This is a genomic window from Campylobacter troglodytis (assembly GCF_006864425.1).
In the GTDB taxonomy this organism is placed as follows: Bacteria; Campylobacterota; Campylobacteria; order Campylobacterales; family Campylobacteraceae; genus Campylobacter_D; species Campylobacter_D troglodytis.
Genome location: NZ_QHLI01000013.1, coordinates 20,164 through 47,140 on the forward strand (window position 1 = coordinate 20,164; position 26,977 = coordinate 47,140).

Genomic DNA, 26,977 nt, shown 5'->3' on the forward strand with positions numbered 1-26,977 from the left:
CTTAGTGCAAATTTACAATGAGTGGATTCATTGATAATTCCTAATATCTACTCGTCCTATACAAAAATTATTATATTTTTTATTTGATATAGATAGAGAATACTTATATACACTTTTACTCAGAAATTCATGCAAAATACTATCGCTCTTTCCTTCAGGGTATACAAATATAGAAACTTTATCGTTAATTATTTTTTCTAAAATATTTTTAGATTCTATAATTTCTCTATTACTCTCATCTATATGGCATCTCAAATCTCTATGTGTAATACCGTGCGAACAAATTGTAGCAATTTCAGACAGCTCTTGTATTTCTTTTGTATCAAGAAAATTTAAAGACAAATCAGGTAAAAATTTAGCGTTAAGCTCTAACAAAATATTTGGCGACTGTTTAATATAATGTTCTTTAAGTATTTGAATATTTGAAAACATATTTGTATTTGCAATTTTAAGATTAAAAAATGCAAAGGCTTCTTCTAATTTTTTAGATTCGGCAAGATAATAAATTACATCCATCCCGCTAAATTTATGATAAATTGAATTTCCAACATTGATAGCAAATAGTAAGGCTTGCTTTTTTATATGATAAGTTTTAATCAAATCTTTTGTTACTAATAAATGCTCTTTAAATCCATCATAAAAACTTAAGCAAAAATATTTATTTGGATTTAATAAACATTCTTCAATGCTTCCAAATTCAAATCCTTTTTCTAAAAACTCGTCTATAATACTCTTTAATTTTTCATAGCCTATAACCATACCTCTATCAAAATATATAGGGTTTATTTTTTGCTCTATGTCGTAGTAAATTCTATGTATCATAATGATATTATAATTTTCTTCTTGCCTGATTCTTTTATTAGAACTTAAAACAGATTCTAAAAATTCGGGTTTATATCCATTTTTTATAGAATTATTAATAATAGCGGATAAATCTTTAGGTAAACATTTGCCTGAAAAACAGTAATTTTTATCTTTATTATATATAACGGTATGCGTTTTGGTAATTCTCGGGTCTTTTAACCAAAGCTCACGCACAGAAGTATAATTCGCTCCAAAAGTTTCACATATTTTATAGAATTCATTGCAAAATATTATTTTAGTTGCATAAAAACAATTTTCCATATATTTGCATATCTCGGCATTTAAACTTGTAGTTTGTATATATTCCTTTACAGGTCCAGCAATTTGAGTAAATATATCTACCATTTCGGTAGTATCTTCTACATTACCGCCAAAAATAAAATACGGGGTTTTAATAAGCTCTTTATTAAAATCATAAGGATAAGGCAAATAATAACTTGACTCTCCAATATATTCTGGGCTAAATACAAGTCGTAAATGTGGATATATTTTTGATAAATTATTTGTTGAATTTGGAGGAATAGTAGATTTTATAAGCACTAATTTGTTTTCATTTAGCCCACTTAATACCTCTTCTACAAAATCTAAATTCGCGCTTCCATCAGACTTAGATGGTGTTGGCACACAAATTACTACTAAATTAGCTTCATTTAGCACCTTGTGATTATTTGAAACAAACTTAAACTCAGCACATACTGTTTGCGAAGTATCATAAACCACCACTTCATAATGGCTTTTAAAAAACTCATAAAAAGCCTTGCCCACATATCCAAAGCCAGCAATTGCAACCCTCATAGTCCCTCCTTTATCAAATCAAACATTATAAAATCAGAATTACTTATATGCAAGTCATTTGAAAGAGCTGACGCACTTTGAGTGATACTTTGAATTTTTAGATTAAATTTTTTAAATAGGCTTTCATAAAAGCTTAAGGATCTATGAATATCCACTCTATCTTTCTTGCTTGAAAAGATATATTTAGTATAAGCTGTGGGGCTTTCATAGCTTAAATTTTTAATCTTTCTTTTTTGAATGCTTGAATTTGAGCTTGTAAAAAGTGGATTGCAAATAAGTATTAGAATGTGCTTTTTACTTAATGCACAAAGATCTTGCATTATTTGCGTAATGATTTTTTGCCTTTGTGTTTCACTCTTTGCTAGTTTGTGGCATAGCACAAGAGAGCAAAGCACAGAGTCAAAGGCTTTTTTATTTAAAATTAAGTCTTTTAAATCCTTTTGTGTGCAAAGCTTTATGCCTTCGTAGTTTTTGGAATTTTCTTTTATCTCTTTTTCATTTGGCTCGTAGGCAAAAACCTTAAATTTTTTAGCCAAAGTTATTGCTATATCGCCCTTGCCACTACCATAATCAAAGATGCTTTTATATTCTTTATGCCTTGCATAAAAGTCATAAATCAGCTCTTTATACCGCACAACTTCGCCTATACCCTTTCTAAATGAGTTAAATTCATCGTTTAAATCCTTGCAAGCTAAGAATTTTTCTATCTTAGTAAAATTTTGCTCACAGTTTAATGGACTTAAAAATTCTTTGATATTTTTAATCTTTGCCATATAATTTTGAAGTTTATATATAGCAAAGGCTTTCCTACACATACTTTCAAAAAACTCCGGCGTAAAATGAATTAAATCATAGCCTATATCGCAGATAAAAAGCTCACCACTTTCATTCATACATAGATTTTTTACTGACAGATCAAGATGCACTATCTTAGCAAAATAATGCATATTTAAAAATGCCTGAAACTGCGTTAAAGTAGCACTTTTAAAGGCTTTGCTTTTTTCATATTTATAAAAAATAATTAAATCTTGCTTATAACTTAGCTTAAAATTAGGCTTGAAATTGCTATATTGCAGACTATGAGAAATTGCACTTAGTTGAAAATAAAGTTTATCAAGCCTTGGATGTGGCTTAAAAATTTTATAGACATAATTTTTATTATTAAATACAAATCCTTCACTACCCATTCCCAAAAAATTTAAAGATTTTTGCGAAATCTTGCATATTTTGGCTATCTTTTCTTTGGCTTCATCTTGTGATAAAATGGCATTTACAAGGCTTTGTGGAGTAGGTAAGGTGTAGGGTAGGTTTTTTTCTAAAATTAAAAGCACTTGTCTTGGAGTTTTAGCCTTAAAAATCTTATCCTTTCTTCTTGTGTCAAGGGCGGTGTTTGCTAGTTTTCCTCCCCAGCCAAAGTCGCCTAGGGCAATTATGAGTTTGTTTAACTGCCAAGCAAGGCTTATTTCATTAAGCGTGCCAGCATTTCCGCCTATGATGATAACCGCATCAGCAAGGCTGATTAAAGAGATATTTCGTGCTATATCAAAACCCACAGGCAAAGCAAGATCTACATATTCATTTGCCACGTCCTTATCATAGCTTGGCAAAATCCCCAAAATAGACCTCGGCGTGTAGCGGTGCGAACTTTTTGCACCCATCGAAGCACTTCTCATCACTCCACCAAATCCGCCTGTGGCAACTGTGTAGCCATTATCTACTAAGATTTGCCCCATTTTATAGGCGAGTAAATGGATTTTGTCTTTATTGTGGCTTTGTTCTAAGTTTGCATACCCTATAAGTGCTATTATCATCGTAATATCTTTCAAATTTATAAGCTTATTAAAATTTGCAAATATGACAAAGCTCACGGTTTTAAAAAGCATTTATCAAACAAACTTGCATACTCACAAGCTATTTTTCGTAATTATATTGTTTTTTTTTTTTTTTGCAACTTGCAAGATCTCATTAAAATTCACAACTTGCGTGAATTTAAACAAAACCTTTGTGCTATGCTCATTTTGAGAATTTCAAAATGCCTTTGATTTTATTAAAAAATTCAAAGCCTTTTAAAAGTGCTTAAATTCACACAGTTAAAAAGATCTTTTTATTTAAAGCTTAGCAAACAAGCATTAAACTTAAAATGCAAAAATAAAACCTTAAATTCACAAAAGGAAGACAAATGGCTATGGAATTTGAGATTAAAGAATCAAGCAAGATTAAAGGCGTTTTCATCATCACTCCAAATAAATTTAGCGATTTTAGGGGCGATATTTTTTCTGTGTGGCAAAAAGAAGCCTTTAAAGAGCTTTTGCCAAAGGGGCTTGAGTTCGTGCTTGATAAATTCACAAGCTCAAAACAAAATGTCCTTCGTGGAATTCACGGAGATGAGAAGTCTTGGAAGCTAGTTAGCTGTGTGTGGGGCGAGGTGGTGCAAGTAGTGGTGGATGCTAGAAAGCAAAGTCCTACTTATTTGCAATGGGAAAAATTCATACTAAATCCACAAGATCCAAAGCTTATTTTAATTCCGCCACACTTTGGCAATGCTCATTATGCGACAAAAGACTCTTTATACTTTTACAAATGGGCTTATGAGGGTGCTTATGTGGATGCAAAGGAGCAATTTACCCTTGCTTATAATGACAAGAAAATAGGCATTGAGTGGGGGGACATAAAGCCCATTTTATCAAAAAGAGATGAGGAGTTAGCAAGATGAGTGGTAAGGTTTTAGACAGCACAACAATTAACAAAGAGCTTTTAGAAAATATAGATCAAAAATTAAAGCTAAACAACGAGCTTTTATCCTTGCTTTTGGTAAGTGAAAGCATTAAAAATAGCCCCATTAAAAAAGCCCACAAGGAGCTTTTGTTCCTACTTTTACAGCATAGAGATAGAAATTACATACGCATAAATCACAACGGCGAAATTTATGAGCGAATTTTAGAGTATTTAAAGCTACTTAGACCCCTTAATATCAAAAAAAGCAAGCTTGAAAGGGTTGGTGGGAGTGAGGATGGAGGCTATGTAATGCTTAAAAACTCTACCCCCCCCCCCCCCTTATGTAAGGCTATTTCGCTAGGTGTTTCTGATTTTTCTCCTTGGGATTTAGAGATGGCAAAGAGAGGCTACAGGGTAGCCCAGTATGATGCTAGCATAGAAAAAGGACCCTACAATCACCCAAATATCTCCTTTCATAAAAAATTTGTGGGGCTTGTAGATGATGATAACACAGTTAGCCTAGAAACTGTGATTAAAGAAAACAAGCTAGATCCAAAGCTGCCAAACATACTTCAATGCGACATAGAAAATGCCGAGTGGGAGATCTTAGAAGGCTTTGATATAAGCCTTTTAGCGAGGTATTTTAGCCAAATCATCTTTGAATTTCACGGCTTAAACCCAGAAGAAGCTGAGGGCTTTGCCAAAAGAAGTGCTGTTTTAAGAAAGATAAATGAGCATTTTTCAAGCATACATATGCATTTTAACAACCACGGAAAAATTTTTTACTCCAAAGACCGCTTTTTTAGCGTTACCATTGAGGCAAGCTATCTTAGAAAAGATCTTGTGCCAAGCTATGCTAGAAATAATTTTAGAAAAAGTGGGATTTTAAACAAGCTTGATTATCCAACAGATAAGGCCGTGCCTGAGCTTCCTATTATTTATGAGTAAAAATTAAGCGCTAAAATATTAAAGAATTATGAATGTAAGGTATTTACAAGCTTTAAAGGCTTAGAAGTTTAATAAACTACAAGTTAGCTTAGAAAAACAAAAATCTAAAATATAATATTTTGTAGCCACATTAAATGAATTTAAGCTGTAAATTTCAAGCCTTTCAAAGTGCTATTTTATGAATTTAACTTCTTGCCAAAAATAAATTCACAAAAACTAACCAAATTCAAAGACAGTTTCACTCAAAATTAAAGCTTATCCTCAAAAAAGTGCCAAAATCAAAAAAAAAAAAAAACGAAATTTGTGCTAAAATTTATCCGCATTAAAAACAAGGAGGATAAATGAAAATAGCAATTATAGGTGCCGGGCTTTCTGGCTTATCACTTGCCCGTGCATTAAGGGGCGATTTTGAAATAGAGCTTTTTGAAAAAGAAGCGCAAATTGGAGGCATTGCTAGGACAAGGGATGTGCAAGGCAGGGCTTATCACATAAACGGCGGACACATTTTTGATTCAAAATACGAGGATGTAAAAGCCTTTGTCTTTGATGAAATTTTGCCTTTAACTGAGTGGATGGATAGGACAAAGCGAGATGCAAGGGTCTTTTTCAAAGGACAGTTAATACCCTATCCCATCGAGTTTTCTGTCAAAGAAATCGATGCCTTTGATACAAATTTAGCCTTTGCCATCACAAAAGAAATGTTTGAGGCAAGTTATGACAAAAATGTGCCAAACTTAGAGCAGTGGTTTATAAATCACTTTGGCAAAACTTTAAGCGAGGCTTATTTTATCCCTTACAACACGAAAATTTGGGGAATTGCCCCATCAAAAATGAGCTCAGCTTGGATAGAAGATGAAAGGCAGATGAAGCTTCCTGTGCCTACTAAAAGGGCATTTTACGAGGCTTTGCTAGGCAGAAAAAGCGATAATATGAGCCACAGGAGCTTTTACTACCCAAAAAGTAAAAACCAAAATACCTTCATAGATGCCTTTGCAAAAGGACTTAAAATAAATTTTGAGCCCATAAAAAGCATAGAAGCCAAAACTGGGGGGGTTTTACTCTCAATGGTAGCTTAAATTTTGACTTAGTTATCAACACCTCTCCACTTGATTTAATCCCAAATCTACTAAAAGACATCCCAAGCGAGATATTAAACGCATTTTCAAAGCTTAAATTCAACAAGGTAAGCAATATACTGTGGCAAACAAGCGGTGAGTATCCCTTTACCTGGGCTTATGTGCCTGATCCAAAAATTGGCTTTCATCGCATCTCAAACACAGGTGTTATCGTGGGAGATAATTTTTGCACCACAGAAGCCATAGGCGAGGTGAGCTTTGAGCGTTTGGTAAATGAGTGTAAAAAATTTCAGCCAAATTTCTTGCAAGAACCCCTTGATTACAATGTAACCGAACACGCCTATGTCTTTTTTGATTTAAACTATGTAAAAAGCAAGGAAATCTGCGTTACTTATCTAAAAAGTCGCGGCATCATCCCACACGGCAGGTTTGGCGAATGGGAGTATTATAATATGGACGTTTGCATAAAAAGAAGTTTGGACTTAGCCAAACATTTAAGGGAGAAATATCTTTAATCAAAAATACCTCAGCTTAGCCACTTTAAGAGAACTTGTTAAACTGGTTTGTCAAGCTGTTTGCTTGTATAAGAAGTGGCTAAATTTAGCATTTTGCTGGTGTTTGCATTTAACTACTAAGCAATGCAAAGACTTTGAAAACTCACAAAGCTTGCAAGTTGAAACTGTGAAGTTACAAAGGGATGAAAATGCCTTAAAAACTCACAAAGCTTGCAAGTTGAAACTGTGAAGTTACGAAGAGGTGTAAATGTTTTGAAAATTCACAAACTTCATCGCTTTTTATAAAAGCGTGAATTTTATAAGCCTTTAAAAATTCACAAGTCTCATTACATTTTCAAAGCTCAAACAAATTCAAAGGCTTTGAGAGTGCAAAGACTTTAAAAAAATTCATAGGCTTTATCACTTTACACAAGGATATGAAAATTTGTAGCCTTAAAAAATTCACAAGGCTCACGGTTTAATTTTACAGTTTCAAAGCCATTCAAAGTGCAAATGCCTTAAAAAATTCACAAAGCCTACAAGTTTTTATAAAACTGTGAATTTTTTGAGTTTTTAAAAAGCTATTAAAATTCACAAGCTTTTTAAAACTGTGAATTTAAAGCTGAAATTTTGCATTAAAACTGTTAGCTTTTAAAACAGTTTAAAAAATTCATACAAGTTTAAAACTTTTGTGTGTTGGTGCTGTGAATTTTACGCGTTCAAGATGCGAAATTTTTACATTGAAACTGTGAATTTTTTGAAAAAATTTTAGCTCAAGATACTTTAATTTGATATAACATCATTTTAAAGTATGGAAAGTTAGATGAAAAACAAATATATGATTCATTCCCGAATTTCTGAGAAGAAATTTAGGGAAATTTTGAAGTATTTCACCCTTGATTTGGAGGCGAAAAAAATTGCTGAAATTTGCAAAATAACTCGTGCTTGTGTGAATAGGATAGTGCAGCAAGCTTTTAATAGCCAAAGAGTGCGAAAAATCAGCAAAACGAAGTTTCTTTAGAAAATGAGTTGCGAGATTGAAGTTGATGAGAGTTATTTTTTACTTCGTTTCGTCTTGCAACTGTAAGCAGAAGGGGCAAGGCGTGTTCGTGGTAAGCGTGGGTGTGGGGTTGGCAAGAAAACGTCTGTGTTTTTACTTCGTGCTACTCGTCTTGTCCCTTTGCGAGAAGGGATGCTAAAACACAATCGCACGAGTTTATACGCTCAAACACTTGCTCTGTCAAAGAATTGTTGCCTAGGACTTTTCAGAGCTTGAATAAAGTTAAATTTACAGCGATAAGCTTAAAGCTTACGGTGCCTTGGTGGATTTTTTACTTCGTTTCGTCTTGCAACTGCGTAGTAGAAGGAGAAAAGTTACAGGGTCAAACACATTAAATTCGAGTTTGCCAAAGGGACGAAGCCATATCAACGAAATTGTGAATTTCTAGGGACCTTACAAAGGCTAGATTAGGGGGTTTCACGGCAAGGGAATTTTTCTACCTTCATTTGAAAGAGAGTGAATTTCGATCTAATGTCAAGGTTAAAAAACGAAAATTTGTATAAAATTTTGTCAAAATGGCTTAGGAAAAATCCTATAAATTTTTAGCTAAAAGTATCAATCGCCTTATTTTTTATGCTTACAAAGCGTTTTTCTAATCAAATGGTGCGGTTAGCAAGACTTGAACTCGCACGAGCTTTCGCTTACTACCGCCTGAAAGTAGCGTGTCTGCAGTTCCACCACAACCGCAAATATCGCCTTGAATTTTATCTTACAAAAGTGAATTTTCGTAAATTAAATTTACAAATTTTTAAGGTGAAAACTAGTTTTTAAAGACCGCTTTTGTGCAAATCTTATTTTTTAGATATTTTTTGGAAGCAAAAAATTCATCAACAAAGCTCACAATACCCTTAAAAACGCCTCCAAAGCCGAAATTTCCTCTCTTGTTAAATCAAGCCTTTTTATGAGTGGGTCGGTTTTTGGCAAGAGTGGGTCATTTTCCTTGCCCTTTGGCACGGACACGGGAAAGCCCGCATTATACATATTTAGCACGCCTGTGAGGTTTGGAAAAGTGCCTGTGTGCATATAGGGAGCTGATTTTGACACGCCCAAAAGGCTCGGCGTTTTGAATTTACCTACATCCTCAGGGTTTTGCGTAACTTCATATCGCCCCAAATCTTGCAATGCCCGCCCATAAAATGTTAAGCCTATATTGTGAAATTTTTTATCACTCATTATCGCGCCATAATGGCAGTTCATACACTTGCCTTTATTGCGGAAAATGTCAAGTCCCCACAGCTCTTTATCACTCATAAAGCGATAATCACCCTTTAAAAAGGCATTAAAACGGCTATTTTTTGGCACAACAAAGGAGCGTTCGTAGGTGGCTATGGCTTTGGCTATGTTGCTTATGGTGATAAGCTCACGCACCGCGTTTATCTCGTCATTTGACAGCGCGTCTATCTTTGTAGCGTTGATTTCAACAGCATTATTTAAAAAAGCCCTGAGCCTTTTTTTCTCATCTTTTTCATAAAGCTGTGGAAAATGCCTAGCCCAAAGGCTTTGAGTAGCCTCATCCGCAAAGGCGGCGACAAAAAGTGGGTAGTAGAGGGCTGAATTTTTTATGGAATTTTCAGCATTTTCAAGGGTGTTTGCCATTTCCACAGGATCTGTAATGGGTCCAAGTGCTTGTGCTTCAAGCCCTTTGGCTCTGCCGTCCCAAAAAAGCTCGTCAAAAAAGGCGGCAGCTTGGATATTTGGCGAGTTTCGCCTGCCCCTTTGCCTGTCGTGTCCGTAGGAAAGCCTGAGTGCGTCAGTAAAGGCTAGCTCTGGGTGGTGGCAGTTTTGACAGGCGATTTGTCCGCTTTTTGAGAGCTTTGGCTCGTTAAAAAGCCTTAATCCCAAAAAGGCTTTTATGTCGCTATAAGCGTTATCTTTTGGGAAGTTTGGCTCGCTTAAGGGTGCAAATTCCTCCCATTCAAGCAAGACACTTTCATCTATGTCGGGTTTAGCCCATTCATTCACGGGCTTTGCGTAAAGCTCTCGGTATTTTGCATTTTGCGGATATTCAAGGCTTGTTTCTTTTGGCGAAAGCACCTTGTATAAAAGCCCTCCGCAAAGCATTAGGCTTAACGCCAAAAGCATTGATAGTATCTTTGTGCTTTTTTGCATTGTTATCCTTTTTCCGTATTTCGTCTAGTATTTATACCCCACTTGCAGCCAAAACTGCCGCCCCACATCATAGACAGGATAGCTAGCACTTGCACTTAATATGCCTCCAACTGCCATATTTCCATTTGCACCTGAGATGGTGGTTTCATTCTTTTTATTTAAGACATTGATTATATCTACATTTGTGTAAAAGGTGCCAAAGCTAGAAAGCTTCATCTCCAAACCAACCCTCATATCCCAGTTAAAGGCTCCCTTGAAATGATGCTTGCCGTATTGGCTCATCGCCGTTCCTATATTCGCATCATAATTAGCACTTAGTCTGTTTAAAAGCACCATTCTATCATAGCCCGAGCGGTAGCGAAAGAAATTATTTAAAAGCAAGGTCGCAGGTCCCATCTTCATAGTCTGAGTTGTAGAAAGCCTCAAAGTGTAAGGTCTAGCAAAGTTTTCAGTTGGACGCTCACTATATTTTATAACCTTGCCATCATAAAGTATGTCGGGATCTTCTATGTAGTTTTCATCCACTGAGTATTGATTATAGCTTCTTTTCACATCGCTGTAATCAAAAGCCAACAAGAAATGATGATTTACATTTAGGGTTTGAAGGGGTCTTACATTTTCAAGCGTTAGGCTTACTATGTCGCTTTTTGAGCTTCCTTCATTTGTGTAGTAGCTATATCTTGCAGCATAACCTCCTTGTGCCGTTGTTTCAGTAGAGCGTCTTTGCACTATCTCGTCCTTGCCCTCGCGTTTTATGTATTTTGCACTAAAATTCAAAGCCCATAAATCCTGAGATAGCCCTACCATCACCTCATCACTATAAGGTATATCAAGGGTGTTAAACTTAAAGCTAGAATTTGCCGCCACAGCACTTTCCACCCAAGGCGAGTTTAGATCTGCCCTTGTCAAACTCTTTGTAGCAGCCAAGATACTATCATAAAGCCTATAAGAAAAGAGGTTTCGTCCGTAGTAGCGGTTTGCACCAAAGGTAAGGCGAGTATCAAAGCCCTCATCCTTCCAAGGTGCTATATAAGCTAGGCTAAATCTAGGAGCAACGCTACTTTTATCCATATAATCATCCCCGTCAAATCTTAGCCCAAAACGCCCTGTCATAAGTCCTAGCTTAGAGTGATCAAGCACCTTAAATTCATTTTCCAAATAAAAGGCATAAGAGCTTACATCAAGCTTGGTGCTACCTTTGGGTATGAGGTTTAATGCCCTTATGAACTGGCCCTCTCTTGCATTTGTAAGTGCGGTGGTGCCAGAGGCTGTGGTGGGAGCTTGTGAGCACAAAGGCACTCCAAAAAGATCAGCTCCCCCGCAAGCTGCTCCGTTTAGATCGGCTGTATAGCCAACCCCTGTTACAAGGGTATTATAATAATAATCCCTAACAACCTCCCTTGCTACATACTTATAATCAAACTCCCCACCAACTCGAATTTTAAAAAAATCAGAAAGCTCGAAATTCATATCGCTTTTGTAATTTAGGCTTTGTTGAATTTGATCAACATCGCTAACCCCACCCTCGATTGTGTAGCCAGATGAGGTTGATGCCCAGTTTTTATCATCAGCTGAGTGCCTCCAAGTTAAGAAATAATTCTTATCGCTTTTGCGTGAGTTTTCTAAAAACGAATATCCTATTTGATTGCTCCAAAGCCCTAAACTTGTATCCCACAAAGCTTTTAGTCCTGCTTGATAGCCCCCGCTTTGCATAGTGTAAAATGAATCCTTTGCCACAGGGCTAAAATAGCTATTAAACTGAGGCATATAGCCAAAATTTCCCTCCAAGCTAAAACTGTCCGTTACATTGTATATGGTTTTTAGGTAGTAGTTATCGCTTCTTCTGGTTTGATTTCTAATTCCAAAGGCTTCGGTGGGGTTATTATACTGATTTGCCGTGGAGTAGCCATTTAGGGGGATTTTTGAGCGAGTGGTTGAAAAAGCACCAATTACTCCAAATCTATCATTTACCCAGCCCTCCACACTTGCCTTTATCAGATCCTTTGTGAATTTTGGCTGAAACTTCTCATCCGTGCTATTTGCTAAATTTTCCTCAAACTCCTCTGTGATGTGATATTTCGTCCATTTGTCGCTAGTTCTTTGGTAATTGAGATCAAAATGCCAGCCGTCTCTGCGAGGATTTCTCACCTGTGCTTCTACCACACCACCTGTAAAGCCTCCATACGCTGCGCCTATGTTGCTATCTTGCACCGTTATGCTTTCAAGCAAACTTGTGTCTATGTTAAAGCCTTGAGATCGTCCTCCCTTTAGCCCCTGAGATGCTCCTCCTGTGCCTCCTGTGGCATTGCTTACTGGATCTAGATCATTATTCATATTAAAGCCATCTAGCTGGAAATTGTTTTGATAAAAAAGCCCTCCGCTAATGCTTATGTTTGCTGGATCTATTTCGCCCGGACTATGTGAGCTTAGCTGGGCGTTGTCAAATTGCACATTTGGCAAGATCTTCAAGGCACTTGTGATATCCCCATTGCCATTTGGAGCTGAATTTATAATGCTTTTACCCACGAATGAGCCTGATTGATAATACTTCGTAGGATTTATATCTGCTTCTATGGTAGTAGCTTCAAGCTGATAGCTAGTATCAAAGGAGCTTGTGGAGTTTGTTTCATTGTTTGCCAAAAGCACACCCTTGTTAAAAGGCGTTTGAGCCGTGCTTTTTTGCGCTAACAAAAAACTTGCCGCTACAAGAGAGATAAAAATTTGACGCTTCATAACTAGTCCTTAATTTATAAATTGAATTTAGCCCTTGAATAGGTGCATAAATTAAAAGACATAATAACATAAAATTTCAAAAAAATTTATAAATTTTTAATCTAAATTATCGTTTTTTTTTTTTTTCTTTTTAAAATACTGCCTTTAAAATACCATAAAATAAGACTTTTTTAAAATTTGATAATAGCAAATTCTCTTAATATTTCTACACAGTTAATAAAAATACTTATCTTTTTGTTAGCATAAATTTAGCAAATTTTAAGAAAAATTTATGAGACTTGAATTTAGAATGTGTTTAGAGGCTTGAATTTTTTAAGATAATGTTAAATGGCTTGTGAGTGTGTATGATGACGATGTTTGTAAATGAAGTTATCCTCATTTAAGCTAAAAAATTTCAAAAGCTAGGATTTGAATTTAAAAGTGTGTAAAAAATGTGTAAAAAAAGGAGGTGTGGCTCCGGATGTAGGATTCGAACCTACGACCAAGTGGTTAACAGCCACCTACTCTACCGCTGAGCTAATCCGGATCAAGGGCTTTGCATTGCAAGACATCTTTGCAAATCTTGCATTTACAAAAGAGTGATTATAGTCAAATTTCACACCTTTGTCAAGGCAAATTTATCTTTAAGCCTTTAAAATTTAGGCACGGTAAAAGCTAACCCCAGCAAGATCTTGCACCCAAATTTTTGAGCTTTTTAGCAAATTTTTCAATCTAGCCTTTGAAAGCTCACTGAATTTATCCTCTATGTCAAACTCACTTTGTGGGCGTAGGGCTAGCATTTTTAGTAGCTCCTCCTCGCTTAAATCTAGCTTATATTCTTTGTTAGAGCTACTGTTTATATCACTTATATTTAATCTTTTAACCTCATTTTTAACCTCATAGGTTTTAAATTCAAGCCCCTGTGAATTTAAGCTTCTTTTTTCACGTCTTGCCACAAGCACAGGCACGCTAGTAATGCAGCTTGCAAGATTTTCAAGCACTTCATTACTCACAGGCTTTACAGGATAGGCACTTGGTCTATCAATGCTACTTATATCAACTCTATCAGGCTTTATGCGTGAAAAAGCCAAATTTAATGCCTTAAATTCAGCCTCGTTGTCATTTAAGCCTTGCACCACAAGCACCTCCATTACAAGCTGTCCCTTGAAAATGCTTTTAAATTCAGCCATTTTGTCTATCATTTTTGCTAAATTTATGGATTTTAGGGCTTTATCCACGCGAAAAAAGGTTTTTTCCACCGCACTATCAAGGCTAAATTTCACCACATCAAGTTCTAGCATAGCCTTAAATTTGCCCTCATCTAAAACACCTGTGCCATTGCTTAAAATGAGTAATTTTTTATCTTTTTTGATTAAATTCAAAGCACTCACAAGCTCTTTTAAATGAGGATACAAGGTAGGCTCACCGTTTGCGGTTAGTGTTATGAAGTCAAATTCAAGCCCTTTATCAATGGCAGTTTGCACTTCTTTTACAACCTCAGCCACAGCCGGGGTATTTATGGAGCGAGGCACAGGAGGAGCAGGCCTTAGCTCACAATACACGCAGTCAAAATTACACTGCTTATGTGCCGGGCTTAAATCAACTCCAAGTGAGGCTCCAAAACGGCGAGAATTCACAGGTCCAAAAATGATCTTCATCGTTTCAACGCCCTTAAATTCATCAAAATAGCCATTTATCTAGCAGAGCTTTCTTGCACCAAACGCACGAAAAACTTCGCATTTTCCACAGGTATGTCAGGCATTATGCCGTGTCCTAGATTAAAGATATGAGCCACGCCTTTCATAGTCCTTAAAATGCTTTCAACCCCGCTTTTAATGGCATTTTTATCATAAAGGCGGCAAGGCTCTAAATTGCCTTGCAAAGCATAACGGTCGCTTAAAAGCTCTCTTGCAAGGCTTAATGGCGTATCCCAGCTTACCCCAAAGACATCAAAGTCCCCATTTATGCCATCTAAATACCCACTAATTCCTTTTGGAAAGAGTATCATAGGGATTTGTGGATATTTTTGCTTGATAAAGTGTGAAATTTCAAGCATATACTTAAAAGAAAACTCAAAAAATGCCTCTTTTTCCAAGGCACTTGCCCAGCTATCAAAGATTTGCACCGCATTTGCACCGGCTTTAATTTGTGCTTCAAGGTAAAGTTTGAGCGTGTGTGTGAGCTTTGCTAGGATTTTATGCAAGAGCTTAGGGTCTTGATAAAGCATTTTCTTGCATTTGGCGTAGCTTTTTGAGCCTCGCCCTTCTATCATATAGGTTGCTATGGTCCAAGGCGAGCCGCAAAAGCCTATGAGTGCTTTATCTTGCGAGAGTTTTTCCCTTGTAAGTGCAAGTGCATCATAGACATAGCTTAACTTTTTCACTGCTTTTTCGCTATCAAGGGCGTTTAAGTCCTCTAAATTTGTCAAAGGCTCATCAAATACAGGTCCCTCGCCCCTTTCAAAACGCAAACTCATACCCATTTCCAAAGGCACAACCAAAATGTCAGAAAAGATGATGGCAGCATCCACGCCTAGAATTTCAACAGGCTGTAAGCTCACCTTGGCCGCACTTTTGTAGTCCTTGCAAAGGCTTAAAAAGTCCCCTACCCTTGTCCTAACTGCCATATACTCAGGCAAATACCGCCCAGCTTGACGCATCATCCACACGGGTGTGTAGGGGGTTTGCCTTTTAAAACAAGCATCGATGAATATCATTTAGTGTCCTTTTTTAGTAGGTATTTTAAGTGTAAAATATAGCGAATTTTCTTTGGTTGGCGGTGCAAATCCTTGAAAAATTCACAAAAAACTGTGATTTTAGGAAAACTTATCTGCCCTAAAAGCCCTTTAATGCCCAGCGTATCAGGGTTTAAGGGGCTTTTAAAAATTTTCATATAAGAAAGGGTGCTTTTAATAAAAAAGTGCTTGAATTTTTCTTTAAATTCAGCATTTTGTAGGCTTTTTTGAGTATAAAAATGCCAAATGTTAAAGCCCACTTTCACAAAACAGTAGCCCTTAAAATAAGCCCTTAAAGCCTTGTAGTCCTTAAAATCCTTTTTCAAAGGCTCTAAAAAATAAGGCAGTTTTGCGGGAAAGGCTTTGTTTTTTTGAGTGGTGATGATGGAGTTTGTTCTTTGTCTATAAATATAAAGGGCTTCGTTTGTGTAAGCTACTTTGTTAGCTAAACAAAAAAGCAAAGTGCCAAAGTCGTGGTCCTCGTGATAAATGCCCTCACTAAAACGCAAGGCATAGCGGTTTAAAATGTGTGCCTTAAAAAGTCCTTGCCAAGAAAAATAAAAGCTGTAAAGCTTGTTTTGAGTTAAAAGCTCTAAGCCTGTGTTGTAGCTGCTTTGTTTTAGCCTTAAATATGCACCCTGCTTAAAGCTTTTGTCATCCTCATAAAAATGCGTGATATTATGTGCTACTATGTCTAAATCCCCTTCTTGCAAGGCTTTGACGCATTTTTCTATGCAATCTTTTGTGAGATAATCATCACTATCTACAAAATGAATTAGGGCATTTGAGGGAAGTTCTTGGATTATAAAATCATTTATGCGAGTTAAATCGCTTTTGATGAAATTGCTTTGAATTTGGGTGAAATGAGCCTTAATTTCTTTGTCGCTTATGTTTTTGTAGGATTTGTTGAAGGTGTGGGTTTGGGTGAGGCTTGGAATTTCTTTGTCATATAAAGCCCCCTGCCGTGCGGAGAATCTTGCATTTTGTTCCCCCTCCCTTGCGGAGGGGGTTAGGGGGTGGGTAAATTTTGCGTTAGCAAAATTATTGTTTTTGAAATTTTGTAAATTTTCCACGCCTTTTTCCTGCAAAATGCTTGAATTTTGTGAATTTGCCATTAAATTCACTGAATTTTGGGAGTTATTTTTTAACAACCCACCCCCTAAATCCCCCTCCGCAAGGCAGAGGGACTTTTGGTTTTGTGAATTTTTTTGTGAATTTGCTGAATTTTGGGTGTTTTGGCTTTTCGCACCCACCCCCACCCAACTGGTTGCGAGCCAAGCGTTGCAAAAACCCACTCTGCACGGCAGGGGGCTTTTTTGACTATTTTCAAAAAATTCCCTTAACGCACTTCCTTTTATAAATTCAAGTCCGAAATTCCTAGCACTTGAAAGCCCGCCATTTGGCTTACTCACAACAAAAATTCGGCTATCACTAGCGGCAAATTCAAGGGCTATTTCAAGGCTTCCATCACTGCTTCCATCATCTATTAAAACTATATCTAAATTCTCATAGCTTTGATGAACAAGGCTTTGCAAACACTCTTTTAAATAAGGTGCTACATTGTAAATAGGCACAATGATGGATATTTGCAAATGATTTTCTCCTTTGTTCTTTATCTCATACACATTTAAGCCATTTTGATACTTTTTGTCTTAGAATTTAGCCTTAAAGCTTTAATGCAAAACATTTAAGCAGATATAAGCACACGCACATTTTTAAGCTTTGTCTCATCAGCTAATGATAAATCATAAGCATTTTGTGCATTGAGCCAAAACTCAGCACTTGTATTTAAAGCCTTTGCAAGCTTTAACGCCATATCCACACTAACGCTTCTTTTAGCATTTACCAGCTCATTCACAGTTTTAAAGCTTACTCCTAAAGCCTTTGCAAGCATACTTTGTGTGATATTTAAGTCCTTTAAAAAAAGCTCACTTAGCATAATGCCTGGATGAGTTGCAACTCGTTTTACCCTCATCTTAACTCCCTTAATGATAGTCTTCAACGCTCACTTCATAGGCGTTGCTGTCTTGAAATTTAAAGACTATGCGGTATCGTTTGTTGATCCTGATACTATAAAATCCCTTTTTATCGCCTTGCAATTTTTCTAAATGATTGCTAGGCGGAGATTTTAAGTCGTTCAAACTCACACTGGCATTTAAGGCATCAAGCTTTATCAAAGCCCTTTTGCAAAGCTCACTCGGCACAAGCTTGCCTTTGCCACTTGTGTAAAATTCTTGAGTTTGTTTGTCCTTAAAACCTTGTATCACCATAAACCTTTCGTGCCATTATATCGTATAAGGTTATATAAATCAAGCTTAAATTATCTTTCACATTCTTTCGCGCCTTTTTTGAGCCAAGCTTTTTTAAACTAAGATCAAATTATTAAAATTCAAAGCCCTAGCTTAAAAATTTAAGCCCTACGCTTGAAATGATAATTAAGCCTAGATAAAAAAGCTTTGATGGCTTTTTGCTTTCCTTGTAAAATAAGATCCCAACCAAAACTCCCCCAGCAGCTCCAATTCCTGTCCATATAGCATAGGCTACCGACATAGAAATGCCTTGCATTGCAAGGGATAAGCAAGCAAAGCTTAGAGCAAACTGAAAAAGCAAGATTAGTATAAAAAATTTCTTTCCTGTGAGGGCAAACTGCTTCATTATTGCAACCCCGGCTATTTCAAACAGCCCTGCTATAAACAAAAATACCCAGCTCATCTTCCACCTCCCTCATCCTTAAAAAACTCATCATCAAGCTCGTGCAAGCCAAGATCCTCTCCAAGATTATGCACTAGTTCTTTATCGCTTAGATCTGCATGATGACGGCTTTGAAATTTAAGCCCTATGATACCTGCCAATAAAAGAAGTATAAAGGCTAGTTTAAGCATAGAAAAGCTTTCATTAAAAACAAGCATCTCAGCTAGGATCACTCCAAGCGTGCCTATGCCAACAAAGACAGAATAAGCTATGCTTACCTCTATATAACGAACTGCTACTAGCATACTAGCAAAGGAAAATCCTATGCCAACTATGGTAAGTATGTATAAGAAGGGAGAATTTGCGTATTTTAACCCACTTACCCAAAAGATCTCCACAATCCCACCTAAGATCACCAAAAACCAAGCAAAATTTGCCTTAGTACTAAAAAGTTTCATTTTTTATCCTTTTTTAATCTTATAAAGTCTTGCAAGTGCTTATTTTAAGCGAATTTTTGCACTTTAATGCCTAAAATCAAAGCCATATTTATGGATCTAAATTCAGCTTTAATTATCTTGCAAAACTAAGTGTTTAAGTATAGCTTGAAAGCTAAAAAGCCTTAAATTTTAAGCTTGTTTAAATGGAGGGGGAGTAGAAGGATAGCTAAGATCCCAAGGATCTTTTACAAAGTATTCATAAGTAAAATTAAACATACTCTTGCACCTTTTAAAATTCAAGAAGTTTAAAGCTTGGCATTTTAGCTTAAAAAGATTAAAGCAATATTAAATAAAGTTTAAAATAAGCTGAATTTTTATGAATTTAGCTTGTTTTTTATGTAAATTTTTGTGTGAGTTTTTGCCTAAGCGCTTTTAGCCTTTAAATTTAGCTTTTTGCATTTTAGCCTTGCTTTTTTTAAAAAAATTGCCTCACACAAATGATCATTTTAGCTATGAAAAGAAAGTGTCCAAGTAAAGTTAAGGCTAAAACAAAAACTCTTTTTGCAAATAAACAAGCACAAAAAACTATTTTCATTAATTAAGCTTTACTATTATAAGGAAAAAATTTCAAGGCAAAAACTATGAACAAGCTTAGCAAAGAAGAAGAGTATATAATCCTACACAAGGGCACAGAGGCACCATTTAGTGGCAAATATAATGATTTTTTCAAAGAAGGACTTTATCTTTGTAAGCGTTGCGATGCAAAGCTTTATAAGAGCGAGGATAAATTTAGATCCCACTGTGGATGGCCTAGCTTTGATGATGAGATTGAGGGTGCTATTTTAAGGCAAAAGGACAAGGACGGTGTAAGAATTGAAATCCTTTGTGCTAGCTGCAAGGGGCATTTAGGGCATGTCTTTGAGGGTGAGGGCTTTACTGCTAAAAATACTAGGCACTGTGTGAATTCCTTGTCCTTGAATTTCAAGGCTAGATAGCTTCTGTGAGCTGTTTAAATTTAAGAAGGCTAGATAGCTTATTTTAAACTGTGAGCTTTTTGAATTTAAAAGGCTTTTGGCTTTTAAATTCAAAGGAATGTTTTGTGAATTTTTAAATTTTTGCTTGTTGTGCTGTAAATTTAAGCTAATGCAGAGTTAAATTCTTTAAATTCAAAAAACAAGGCTTTTTTTAGCTTTTAAGCCAAATGTTTTTAGCCTATTAATTTTTAAATTCTCAAATGAAGTTTTTATGAATTTTTTAACTTCTTGCTTGTGCTAGGCATTTAAGCTTCAATGAAACAAAATTAAATTCTTTGAATTTAAGAAAGCCTTGTGTTTTTAGCTGAGGTTATTTAAACTTAGATGAAGTAGGTTTGAATTCTTTAATTTTAAGAAAATCTTGTATTTTTAACCGTGAATTTATTTAAGCTTGAATAGCGTTAAATTCTTTGAATTTAAGAAAGCCTTGTGTGACTGTGAATTTTTTAAGGTGAAACTATGTTTTTAAATGTTGAATCTTGGCTTTATAGTGTGTTTTTAGCATCCATTACTATGCTTGCTGTGCTTAATCCCTTTGGCAATTTGCCTCAGTTTATGGCTATGACAGAGGAGCTAGGACTTAGCTCAAAGCAAAGGCTTTTTAGAAAGATACTTTATACAGCCTTTGCCATTGTGATCATCTTCTTATACTCAGGTCCTTTCATAATGAAATATGTCTTTAATATAAGCTTAGATGATCTTCGCATAGCAGGAGGGCTAATCCTAGTTTTAATGTCTGCAAAAAATCTGCTCTTTCCTGCTAAAAAGCGAGATGTCTTGCACTATAAGGATTTAAGCGAAAATGAGCTTTTGAAAAAAAGCATAATCCCAATGGCCTTTCCTATGCTTGTAGGACCTGGCACGCTTTCAACCGCTGTTGTGCTTTCTGAGGATAGCACTATTTTTATGACAACAGGGGCTATCTTTCTTGCCTTTGCCTTTATGTTTGTGCTTTTTCACTTTGCTGCTACCATAGAAAAAGTCATAGGCACCTTGATTCTACACATACTCTCACGCATAGCACAGGTCTTTATAATGGCTATTGGGGTTAAGCTGATCATAGTTGGGATTAAGGATATATTTAATCTTTAGTCCGAATTTAAAATATATTTAAGCTTTTTTTAAATGAAGGATAAGTTTTAAAATAAACAAAGTGTTTGAAAGCTAAAAGGGGTTTCTTGCTTTGCAAGGTTAAAATGACAATTTTTTCATACAAAGTGAGGCGAAGCATCTCTAAATCTCTGTCATATTAAGCCAAGCGATCCAGCAGATTGAGTGGCCAAAACAAAAATATTTTTAAATCCTTGTCATATTGAACAAAGCAAACCAGCGATTGCAAGACATAGCCGAAGCAAAAAGATCTCTAAATCCTTGTCATATTGAGCGTAGCGAAATATCTCGTAATTTAAGCAGGATCTGAATTTTCACCTTGACATTTTTGGCTTAAATTTTTGTGAATTTTTGCAAGATACCTTACAAAAGGCTCTTGTTTCACATCTAGCAAATTTTGAAAACATAGCACAAAGTAAAAATACACCAAGAAACAGTGTGATTTTACAACTTAGTTTTAAACTGAGAAAAATAAGTAGCACTATTTGGCAAAGCAGTGGCGGTCGTGTTTATGTCGTAAAGCTCGTCTATGTAGGGCGTTTGTAAGCATTCAGCCCTGCTTGCGTAGCGGAAAATTCGCCCTGCTTTTATCATTAAAATTTTATCAGCAATAAAGCATTGCTCGGGAAAATGCGAGCTTAAAATGATGGTTTTATCCTTAAAATTTGCGATTAAATCAAGCAGTTTGAAGCTATAAGATATGTCTAGCGCACTTACAGGCTCGTCCAAAACGATGATTTCATTGTCGCTAATTAAAGCCCTTGCGATGAGTCCAAGCTGCTTTTCTCCGCCTGAGAGCGAGTAAAAAAGGCGGTTTGCTAAATGTGCTATGCCAAAGCTTTCTAAAATGTAGTAAGCTTGGCTTTTTTGAGTCCTTGTGTAGGCAAAAAGGCTTGATTTTGCGAATTTTCCCATTAAAACCACCTCAAGCAGGGTGAAAGGAAAGATAATGTGTTGATTTTGCGGCACATAGCTAATGATTTGCGCCCGTTTTTTCTCATTTAACGAGCGATTTTCAAGCCCCTTTATCTTGCAAGAGCCTGTGTAGTCTAAATTCCCTAAAATCGTCCGCAAAAGCGTGGATTTGCCAGAGCCGTTTTTGCCAAGCACGCACACAATGCTATTTTTAAGCACTTTAAAGCTGATATTTTCAAGCAAAGCCTTGCCATTTATGCTAACAGAGACATTTTCAAGCTCAATCATAGTGCTTCCTTTTGCTTACAAGCAAGACGGTCGAAAAGATGATGACGCCAAAGACGCTTGTGATGATGCCTATGGGAATCTCGCTCATTGCGGCGTTACGGGCGATGGTGTCGCAAAAAAGTAGGAAAAATGCCCCCAAAAGCACCGAGCCAACAAGCATAAAGCGGTGATTTGCACCGAGTATAAAGCGTGAAATGTGAGGCATCACAAGTCCTATCCAGCCTATCATCCCAGCTAACGCGACACTAGCACTTGCTAAAAGCGTGGCAAAGACTATAAATACGATACGCATTTTGCGAACGCTTATGCCAAGCGAACGGGCGGACTCTTCGTCCAAATTTAAGATGTCAATTTGCCTTGAAAGCAGCACTGAGAGCGTGAAAATGCTAACAAACACCACGCCCACAAAGAGCAGGGGCAGTTCTTTTATGTAGGCTAAGGATCCCATAAGCCAAAAGACTATGTTAGGCAAGGTGTTGTAGGGGTCGGCGAGTATTTTAAGTGCGCTAAGTCCCGCACCAAAGAAGGATGAGCAAATAATGCCCCCTAAAATCAGCATTAAAATCGTTTTGTTTCTATCAAAGGCAAAGGACAAAAAAAGTGCAAAAAGCATAGCCACAAGTCCAAAAATAAAGCAAAAAAGTTCTATGCCAAGTAGGTTAAAGCCAAGCATCATAGCCAAAACCGCCCCAAAACTTGCCCCGCTTAACACGCCTAAAATGCCGGGGCTTACCAAAGGGTTGCCGATAACGCCTTGATACAGCGCCCCGCTGAGACTTAACGCCCCGCCGATGATGATGGCAGCGATGATTCGTGGGATTCGGCTGTGGTGTAAAACAAAACTTTCCTTAGAATTATCAGGATTATATAGTAGCTCAAAAGCCTTGCTAATGCTTAATTTCACAGCTCCAAGGTGCATAGCAACTAGGGCTAATGCTACAAGCAAAAGGGCTATGAAAATTAAAAAATAAATCTTATGCGAGCTTGATTTTAGCATAGTTTGAAGCCTTTATTGTTATTTTTTATCATAGTTTCAAATCCTTTTTTTAGAAAAATATTGCAAAATTTGGTAAAAATTCACGGTTTTTGTGAATTTTTTGGCATTTTGTGGGCTTGAGTTTTGCGACATTTTGTCATTTTGACCGTAGCGAAACAATCACTTAGTTTTTGTTTTGATATGAATTTGTGTTTAAAAACATGGCTTTGCCCCTTAGTGAATTGCTTTGATGTGTTCCACGTCTCGCAACTTGCCTTAAAATTCACAAAAAGACATGAATTTTTTAGTGTATTTGTGAATTTTTCACGAATTCTCGCCCACACTTTGTAATTTTGAGCGTATCAAGTGCGAAGAATCCACAGTTAAAATCAAAGTCTCCCTTCAAGCCCTAGATTCTTCGCTACACTTCCTCGCTCAAATATGACAAAGGTTTTGAGATATTTTTGCTTCGGCTAAGCCTTGAAACCTGCTGGGTCGCTTTGCTTAATATGACAAGTGGGATTTTGAGATTCTTCGTTTCGCTTAGAATGACAAAGTTTGAATTTTTGCCAAAATTCCCTAAAAATTCAGCCAAAATCCTTGAATTTATTTTTAAATTCACAGATTTTTCGGCAATTTTGCGTGAATTTATTTTAAAACTTGCTGAATTTAAAAGTAAATTCAGCAAATTATTTGAATTTCTTTTTAAATTCAAAGCCAAAAACTCGCTCAACTTATTTTCCCTCCAATTTGTCATAATCCTCATCGCTTATGGGGCGTAAAAATTCAGCAAAAAATTCCTTTGCCAAAGTCCTGACCTCGTTTTCGCTTAAAAGTTCAGAGTGAAGTTTGCTAAAAGCCCAGGGAAAGCCCAAAATTCGCATTACCGTTGGCGGTCTGTTTAGCCAATTACTTGGACTACTTGGTGCGTAATAAAACCGTCCGTTTTTAATAGCTTCTAGCCTTTGCCACTGCTCTAATTTGCCTTCTTTTAAGTCCTTGTAAAGTCCTATTTCTCTCACGAAAATCGCCTCAGGATTTAAGGCTATGAGAGTTTCAAAGCTCATTGGCAAAAGATTTACCGAGGTGGTGATTTGCTCGCATTTAATGACATTTTCACCTCCTATCGCTGTGGCTAGATCATCATCTTGCCCCTTTTTAACGCACACACTATGAAGTCCCTCTACCCCAAAGGCAAAGTAAATTCTAGGCTTTTTGGTGATTTTGTCCCTTAAATCATCTAGCAAACTTTGCGTTTTGTTATAAAAGCTTAAAAGCCTATTTGCTCGTTCTTGCACCCCCAAAGCCTCCCCATAAGCCTTAATTGTTGCATCAAGGCTTGAAAAATCATGATCGGCTTGTAAAATTTTAATGCCAAGAGCCTCGTAAGGCTTGCTAAAATCCTTAAATGAGAGCTTATCAAAGATAATGAGCTCAGGCTTTAAGGCAAGCAAGGCTTCGTAATTTATCCTTGTGCGAGCACCAAGCACAGGCAAGCTAGCCACGCCTTGTGGCATAAAGGGTATGTCCTCTGGGTAGGGCTTGTAATTTCGCCCTATCATTCCTTGAGGATAAAGAAGCTCAAGCAAGGCAGTAAGAGAGGATATAGTGGCAAAGACCCTTGTGATTGGCATTTGATCTTGATTTGAATTTATAGCTTGATTTAAAGAGTTTTCATTTACATTTAAATAAGTCAACATTTTGCTTGATGCCATAAAATCATCATTTGAGGCTTGAGTTGTGCTTGAATTTAAAGCTTGTGAATTTGTATGATCTTGAGTTAAAATTTCATTCTCTTGTAAGTTTTCTTCGCTTATATAAGAGAAGACGCTAAATGCGATAAAAAAAGCAAGGATAAAGCTTAAAAGCTTCTTCATAAATCTTCCTTTCATTAGCAGTTCTTTCATAAGGCCTATTTTATACAAAGTCTTTATAGGACAAGGTCTTTGTCAAATTTTATTAAAATGGATAAGAAAAAATTCTATTAAGTTTAATTGAGCCTTAAAATTTATAAAAGAAAATCCTATTAAAGCATAATGAGCCTAAATTTATAGGCGTTTGATGCCTTTAGCTGATTTAAAATATCTTAAGTTTAATTCTTAAAAGCCATAATCAAAGCCCACAAAATACCTACGTCCTTGCAAATGATCACTCATTCTTGAACCGTCATTTATGTAATTATCCCTATTTGTTAGATTAAGCACTCCCCCATTTAGCACAAACTTCTTTGCAAGCTCGTAATTAATTCTTAAATCAAGGCTAAAAAAATTATTATTTCTAGTATAGCCCTCATACTGACTAAAAACTGTATTTGAGGCACTGTTATAATACCTAGCACTTTCTAGGACACCACTTATAACGATTTGACACTGTTTAAGAGGCTTTAAACTTAGCCTTGCATTAAAGATATGATTTGGGTAGTTTGTGATCTTAGATCCGCTAAGATTATCCTTGCCAAGCCCCTTTGCTCTTTTTTGGCCGTAGCTATAATTTGTGCTTATAGAGATCTTATCTTCAAAAAAGCTCTGACTTAATGAAAGCTCTGTGCCATACATATACCCCGTATTAGCATTTATATTTTGATAGCACCCACTGCTATAAGAACACCCTGATGGCAGATCTTGTTGAATGATCATATCTATGAGCTTGCTATAAAATAAAGATGCTAAAATTTTAGCTCTCTCAAATGAAAGTTCATAGCCTAGCTCGTAATTTATAGAACTTTCATTAAATAAATTTGCATTACTAACCCCTCTTCCCAAAGATGAAGGAAAACGGGCTGCAAAGCTTGGCGGAGCATTTTTTTTGCCTACATAAAGATGAATGACCTGTCCTTCAAAAAGATCAAAATACAAGGCTGCTTGATAAGAAAAAAAGCCAGGTGTATCTTGTCTTTGTGTTAGGGTATCTGATCTTGTTTTTACAAAAAGCTCAAGCATATGAGCCTTATCATAGCTTGTTGTTAGTAAAATGCGAAATGGAGAAAAACTTTGAGTATATTGCATAAAAGCACCTGTTTGTAGCTCTTTAATAAGGCTTTCCTTGCTGTAATTTTCCTTGTGTTCATCTTGTTTTAGCTTTACACCCATCATAAAAGACTTAGTTAAGCTTAGATCATAATTTAAATTCAAGCTAGCTCCCATAGTGCTATCATCGTAGTTTGAGTTAAAGCTTGGTGCATTTATGATATTAAAATACCTATCATAAAAAGCCCTTGTATCCAAGGATAAATTCTCATTAAAATATGAAGTACCAAGCAAATAAACCGTTCTTTTATCCCATCTAGGCCAATTCCAACTCCCCCCAGCACCTCCTTTTTCCTTTGTTTGATAGATATAATTTATGGAGTAATCATGATCCTCATTTGGAGTAAACCCTGCTTTAAGCTTAATTATATAAGCATTTTGATGGGCATTTGTTTGATTATCAGATGTTCTTTCTTTGTAATTTGTGGATAAAGGAAAGGTGCTTCTTTTGTTGTAGCTTTGATCAATTTGAAGATAAAACTTAGCCTGCCTTGTGCCTATACTCATACCCCCTTTAAGCTCATTTGGATTTAAATACCTTGCATTTATGTTAAATTCAAGCTCTTTTGAAGGCTTATAAGAGCTCATATTAACAGCACTCATAAGGCTATAAAGAGGAGAAACAAAGCCCTTTTGAATTTCTAGTCCCCAAATCCCAACTGTGCTATACTCACCAAGCACAGACCGCCTTCCTTCAATCTCCATCATAGGAATGCCGTCTAAATAATAACTCACCTGAGATCTACCAAAGCCTCTAATTTGAATCAAGGCCTCGTTTCTATTTCCCGTGGCTTCTAAAAATGAAACTCCGGGCACTTCTTTTATGGCCTGGGCTATATTATCAGCATTTGTGTTTTTAATATCATTTATGTAAAAGCTTAGATTTGATCTATTCATTTGTGTGCTTAACTCAACTGCTTCTAGCTTTACAGAGTTAAGCTCTTGCGCTAAACTTACACTTAAAAGCGTAAAGATTAATATAAAAGGCTTCAT

24 protein-coding genes and 2 tRNA genes are annotated in these 26,977 nt (G+C 36.3%); 8 read left to right on the plus strand and 18 right to left on the minus strand.

Features of this window, described 5'->3' with window-relative positions:
* Positions 1-27: 27 nt before the first annotated feature.
* Both DMC01_RS04185 and DMC01_RS04190 read right to left on the minus strand, forming a co-directional pair.
* A complete protein-coding gene (locus DMC01_RS04185) occupies positions 28-1,659 on the minus strand; it encodes an NAD(P)-binding domain-containing protein (RefSeq protein ID WP_142693038.1) in 1,632 nt (543 codons plus the stop codon).
* The gene (locus tag DMC01_RS04190; RefSeq protein WP_142693039.1) at positions 1,656-3,470 is read right to left on the minus strand and encodes an SLOG cluster 4 domain-containing protein; all 1,815 of its coding nucleotides are present in this window, start codon (positions 3,468-3,470) and stop codon (positions 1,656-1,658) included. Before DMC01_RS04190 ends, DMC01_RS04185 begins: the two co-directional genes overlap by 4 nt.
* A 368-nt stretch (positions 3,471-3,838) precedes the next feature.
* Here DMC01_RS04190 and DMC01_RS04195 point away from each other — a divergent pair, with 368 nt between their 5' ends.
* The 6 genes from DMC01_RS04195 to DMC01_RS15815 all read left to right on the plus strand — a co-directional run bounded on the left by DMC01_RS04195 (position 3,839) and on the right by DMC01_RS15815 (position 8,340).
* Positions 3,839-4,372, plus strand: coding sequence for a dTDP-4-dehydrorhamnose 3,5-epimerase family protein (locus DMC01_RS04195; protein ID WP_142693041.1), 534 nt, complete (start codon positions 3,839-3,841; stop codon positions 4,370-4,372).
* On the plus strand, positions 4,369-5,322 hold the full coding sequence (locus tag DMC01_RS04200) for an FkbM family methyltransferase (protein WP_142693043.1): 954 nt from the start codon (positions 4,369-4,371) through the stop codon (positions 5,320-5,322). The genes DMC01_RS04195 and DMC01_RS04200 overlap by 4 nt, the downstream gene beginning before the upstream one ends.
* Positions 5,323-5,663: 341 nt before the next feature.
* A complete protein-coding gene (locus DMC01_RS14865; protein ID WP_246059009.1) occupies positions 5,664-6,398 on the plus strand; it encodes a protoporphyrinogen/coproporphyrinogen oxidase in 735 nt (244 codons plus the stop codon).
* A gap of 161 nt (positions 6,399-6,559) precedes the next feature.
* Positions 6,560-6,913, plus strand: coding sequence for a hypothetical protein (locus DMC01_RS14870; RefSeq protein WP_246059010.1), 354 nt, complete (start codon positions 6,560-6,562; stop codon positions 6,911-6,913).
* Positions 6,914-7,938: 1,025 nt separating this feature from the next.
* The gene (locus DMC01_RS13235) at positions 7,939-8,091 is read left to right on the plus strand and encodes a hypothetical protein (RefSeq protein ID WP_185908690.1); all 153 of its coding nucleotides are present in this window, start codon (positions 7,939-7,941) and stop codon (positions 8,089-8,091) included.
* A gap of 123 nt (positions 8,092-8,214) precedes the next feature.
* On the plus strand, positions 8,215-8,340 hold the full coding sequence (locus tag DMC01_RS15815) for a hypothetical protein (protein ID WP_282432248.1): 126 nt from the start codon (positions 8,215-8,217) through the stop codon (positions 8,338-8,340).
* A gap of 213 nt (positions 8,341-8,553) precedes the next feature.
* On the opposite strand, the gene DMC01_RS04210 is transcribed toward DMC01_RS15815, so the two are convergent.
* From DMC01_RS04210 to DMC01_RS04260, 11 genes are all read right to left on the minus strand, one after another.
* Positions 8,554-8,639, minus strand: a tRNA-Leu gene (locus DMC01_RS04210).
* A gap of 150 nt (positions 8,640-8,789) precedes the next feature.
* Positions 8,790-10,061 carry a cytochrome-c peroxidase gene (locus DMC01_RS04215; protein ID WP_142693045.1) on the minus strand — a complete coding sequence of 424 codons (1,272 nt, stop codon included), beginning with the start codon at positions 10,059-10,061 and terminating at the stop codon, positions 8,790-8,792.
* A 24-nt stretch (positions 10,062-10,085) separates the two neighbouring features.
* The gene (locus DMC01_RS04220; protein WP_142693046.1) at positions 10,086-12,794 is read right to left on the minus strand and encodes a TonB-dependent receptor; all 2,709 of its coding nucleotides are present in this window, start codon (positions 12,792-12,794) and stop codon (positions 10,086-10,088) included.
* A 451-nt stretch (positions 12,795-13,245) separates the two neighbouring features.
* Positions 13,246-13,320: transfer RNA gene (locus DMC01_RS04225), tRNA-Asn, on the minus strand.
* A 112-nt stretch (positions 13,321-13,432) separates the two neighbouring features.
* A complete protein-coding gene (locus DMC01_RS04230) occupies positions 13,433-14,431 on the minus strand; it encodes a radical SAM protein (RefSeq protein WP_142693047.1) in 999 nt (332 codons plus the stop codon).
* Between the two features lie 35 nt (positions 14,432-14,466).
* Positions 14,467-15,489, minus strand: a complete 1,023-nt coding sequence (gene hemE, locus DMC01_RS04235; RefSeq protein WP_142693048.1) for a uroporphyrinogen decarboxylase — start codon at positions 15,487-15,489, stop codon at positions 14,467-14,469.
* The gene (locus DMC01_RS04240; RefSeq protein ID WP_142693049.1) at positions 15,486-17,132 is read right to left on the minus strand and encodes a glycosyltransferase family 2 protein; all 1,647 of its coding nucleotides are present in this window, start codon (positions 17,130-17,132) and stop codon (positions 15,486-15,488) included. The genes hemE and DMC01_RS04240 overlap by 4 nt, the downstream gene beginning before the upstream one ends.
* 62 nt (positions 17,133-17,194) lie before the next feature.
* Positions 17,195-17,482 carry a HigA family addiction module antitoxin gene (locus DMC01_RS04245; RefSeq protein ID WP_142693050.1) on the minus strand — a complete coding sequence of 96 codons (288 nt, stop codon included), beginning with the start codon at positions 17,480-17,482 and terminating at the stop codon, positions 17,195-17,197.
* A gap of 10 nt (positions 17,483-17,492) precedes the next feature.
* Positions 17,493-17,774 carry a type II toxin-antitoxin system RelE/ParE family toxin gene (locus DMC01_RS04250; RefSeq protein WP_142693051.1) on the minus strand — a complete coding sequence of 94 codons (282 nt, stop codon included), beginning with the start codon at positions 17,772-17,774 and terminating at the stop codon, positions 17,493-17,495.
* A gap of 130 nt (positions 17,775-17,904) precedes the next feature.
* Positions 17,905-18,219: a DMT family transporter gene (locus DMC01_RS04255; protein ID WP_142693052.1), complete on the minus strand. Its 315-nt coding sequence runs from the start codon at positions 18,217-18,219 to the stop codon at positions 17,905-17,907.
* A complete protein-coding gene (locus DMC01_RS04260; RefSeq protein ID WP_142693053.1) occupies positions 18,216-18,656 on the minus strand; it encodes a DMT family transporter in 441 nt (146 codons plus the stop codon). Before DMC01_RS04260 ends, DMC01_RS04255 begins: the two co-directional genes overlap by 4 nt.
* A 620-nt stretch (positions 18,657-19,276) precedes the next feature.
* Between DMC01_RS04260 and DMC01_RS04265 the strand changes: the two genes are divergently transcribed.
* Complete coding sequence (locus DMC01_RS04265) at positions 19,277-19,630, plus strand: methionine-R-sulfoxide reductase (RefSeq protein ID WP_142693054.1); 354 nt, start codon at positions 19,277-19,279, stop codon at positions 19,628-19,630.
* 498 nt (positions 19,631-20,128) lie between these two features.
* Positions 20,129-20,761 carry a MarC family protein gene (locus DMC01_RS04270; protein ID WP_142693055.1) on the plus strand — a complete coding sequence of 211 codons (633 nt, stop codon included), beginning with the start codon at positions 20,129-20,131 and terminating at the stop codon, positions 20,759-20,761.
* 462 nt (positions 20,762-21,223) lie between these two features.
* Here DMC01_RS04270 and DMC01_RS04275 read toward each other — a convergent pair whose 3' ends face one another.
* The 5 genes from DMC01_RS04275 to DMC01_RS04295 all read right to left on the minus strand — a co-directional run bounded on the left by DMC01_RS04275 (position 21,224) and on the right by DMC01_RS04295 (position 26,977).
* Positions 21,224-21,982, minus strand: coding sequence for an ABC transporter ATP-binding protein (locus DMC01_RS04275; RefSeq protein WP_142693056.1), 759 nt, complete (start codon positions 21,980-21,982; stop codon positions 21,224-21,226).
* Positions 21,975-22,979, minus strand: coding sequence for a FecCD family ABC transporter permease (locus tag DMC01_RS04280; protein WP_142693057.1), 1,005 nt, complete (start codon positions 22,977-22,979; stop codon positions 21,975-21,977). The genes DMC01_RS04275 and DMC01_RS04280 overlap by 8 nt, the downstream gene beginning before the upstream one ends.
* Positions 22,980-23,379: 400 nt before the next feature.
* The gene (locus DMC01_RS04285) at positions 23,380-23,715 is read right to left on the minus strand and encodes a hypothetical protein (RefSeq protein WP_142693058.1); all 336 of its coding nucleotides are present in this window, start codon (positions 23,713-23,715) and stop codon (positions 23,380-23,382) included.
* Positions 23,693-24,835 (minus strand): ABC transporter substrate-binding protein, encoded by a 1,143-nt coding sequence (locus DMC01_RS04290; RefSeq protein ID WP_185908692.1) that lies wholly within the window; start codon positions 24,833-24,835, stop codon positions 23,693-23,695. Before DMC01_RS04290 ends, DMC01_RS04285 begins: the two co-directional genes overlap by 23 nt.
* 222 nt (positions 24,836-25,057) lie before the next feature.
* Positions 25,058-26,977 carry a TonB-dependent receptor plug domain-containing protein gene (locus tag DMC01_RS04295; RefSeq protein WP_142693060.1) on the minus strand — a complete coding sequence of 640 codons (1,920 nt, stop codon included), beginning with the start codon at positions 26,975-26,977 and terminating at the stop codon, positions 25,058-25,060.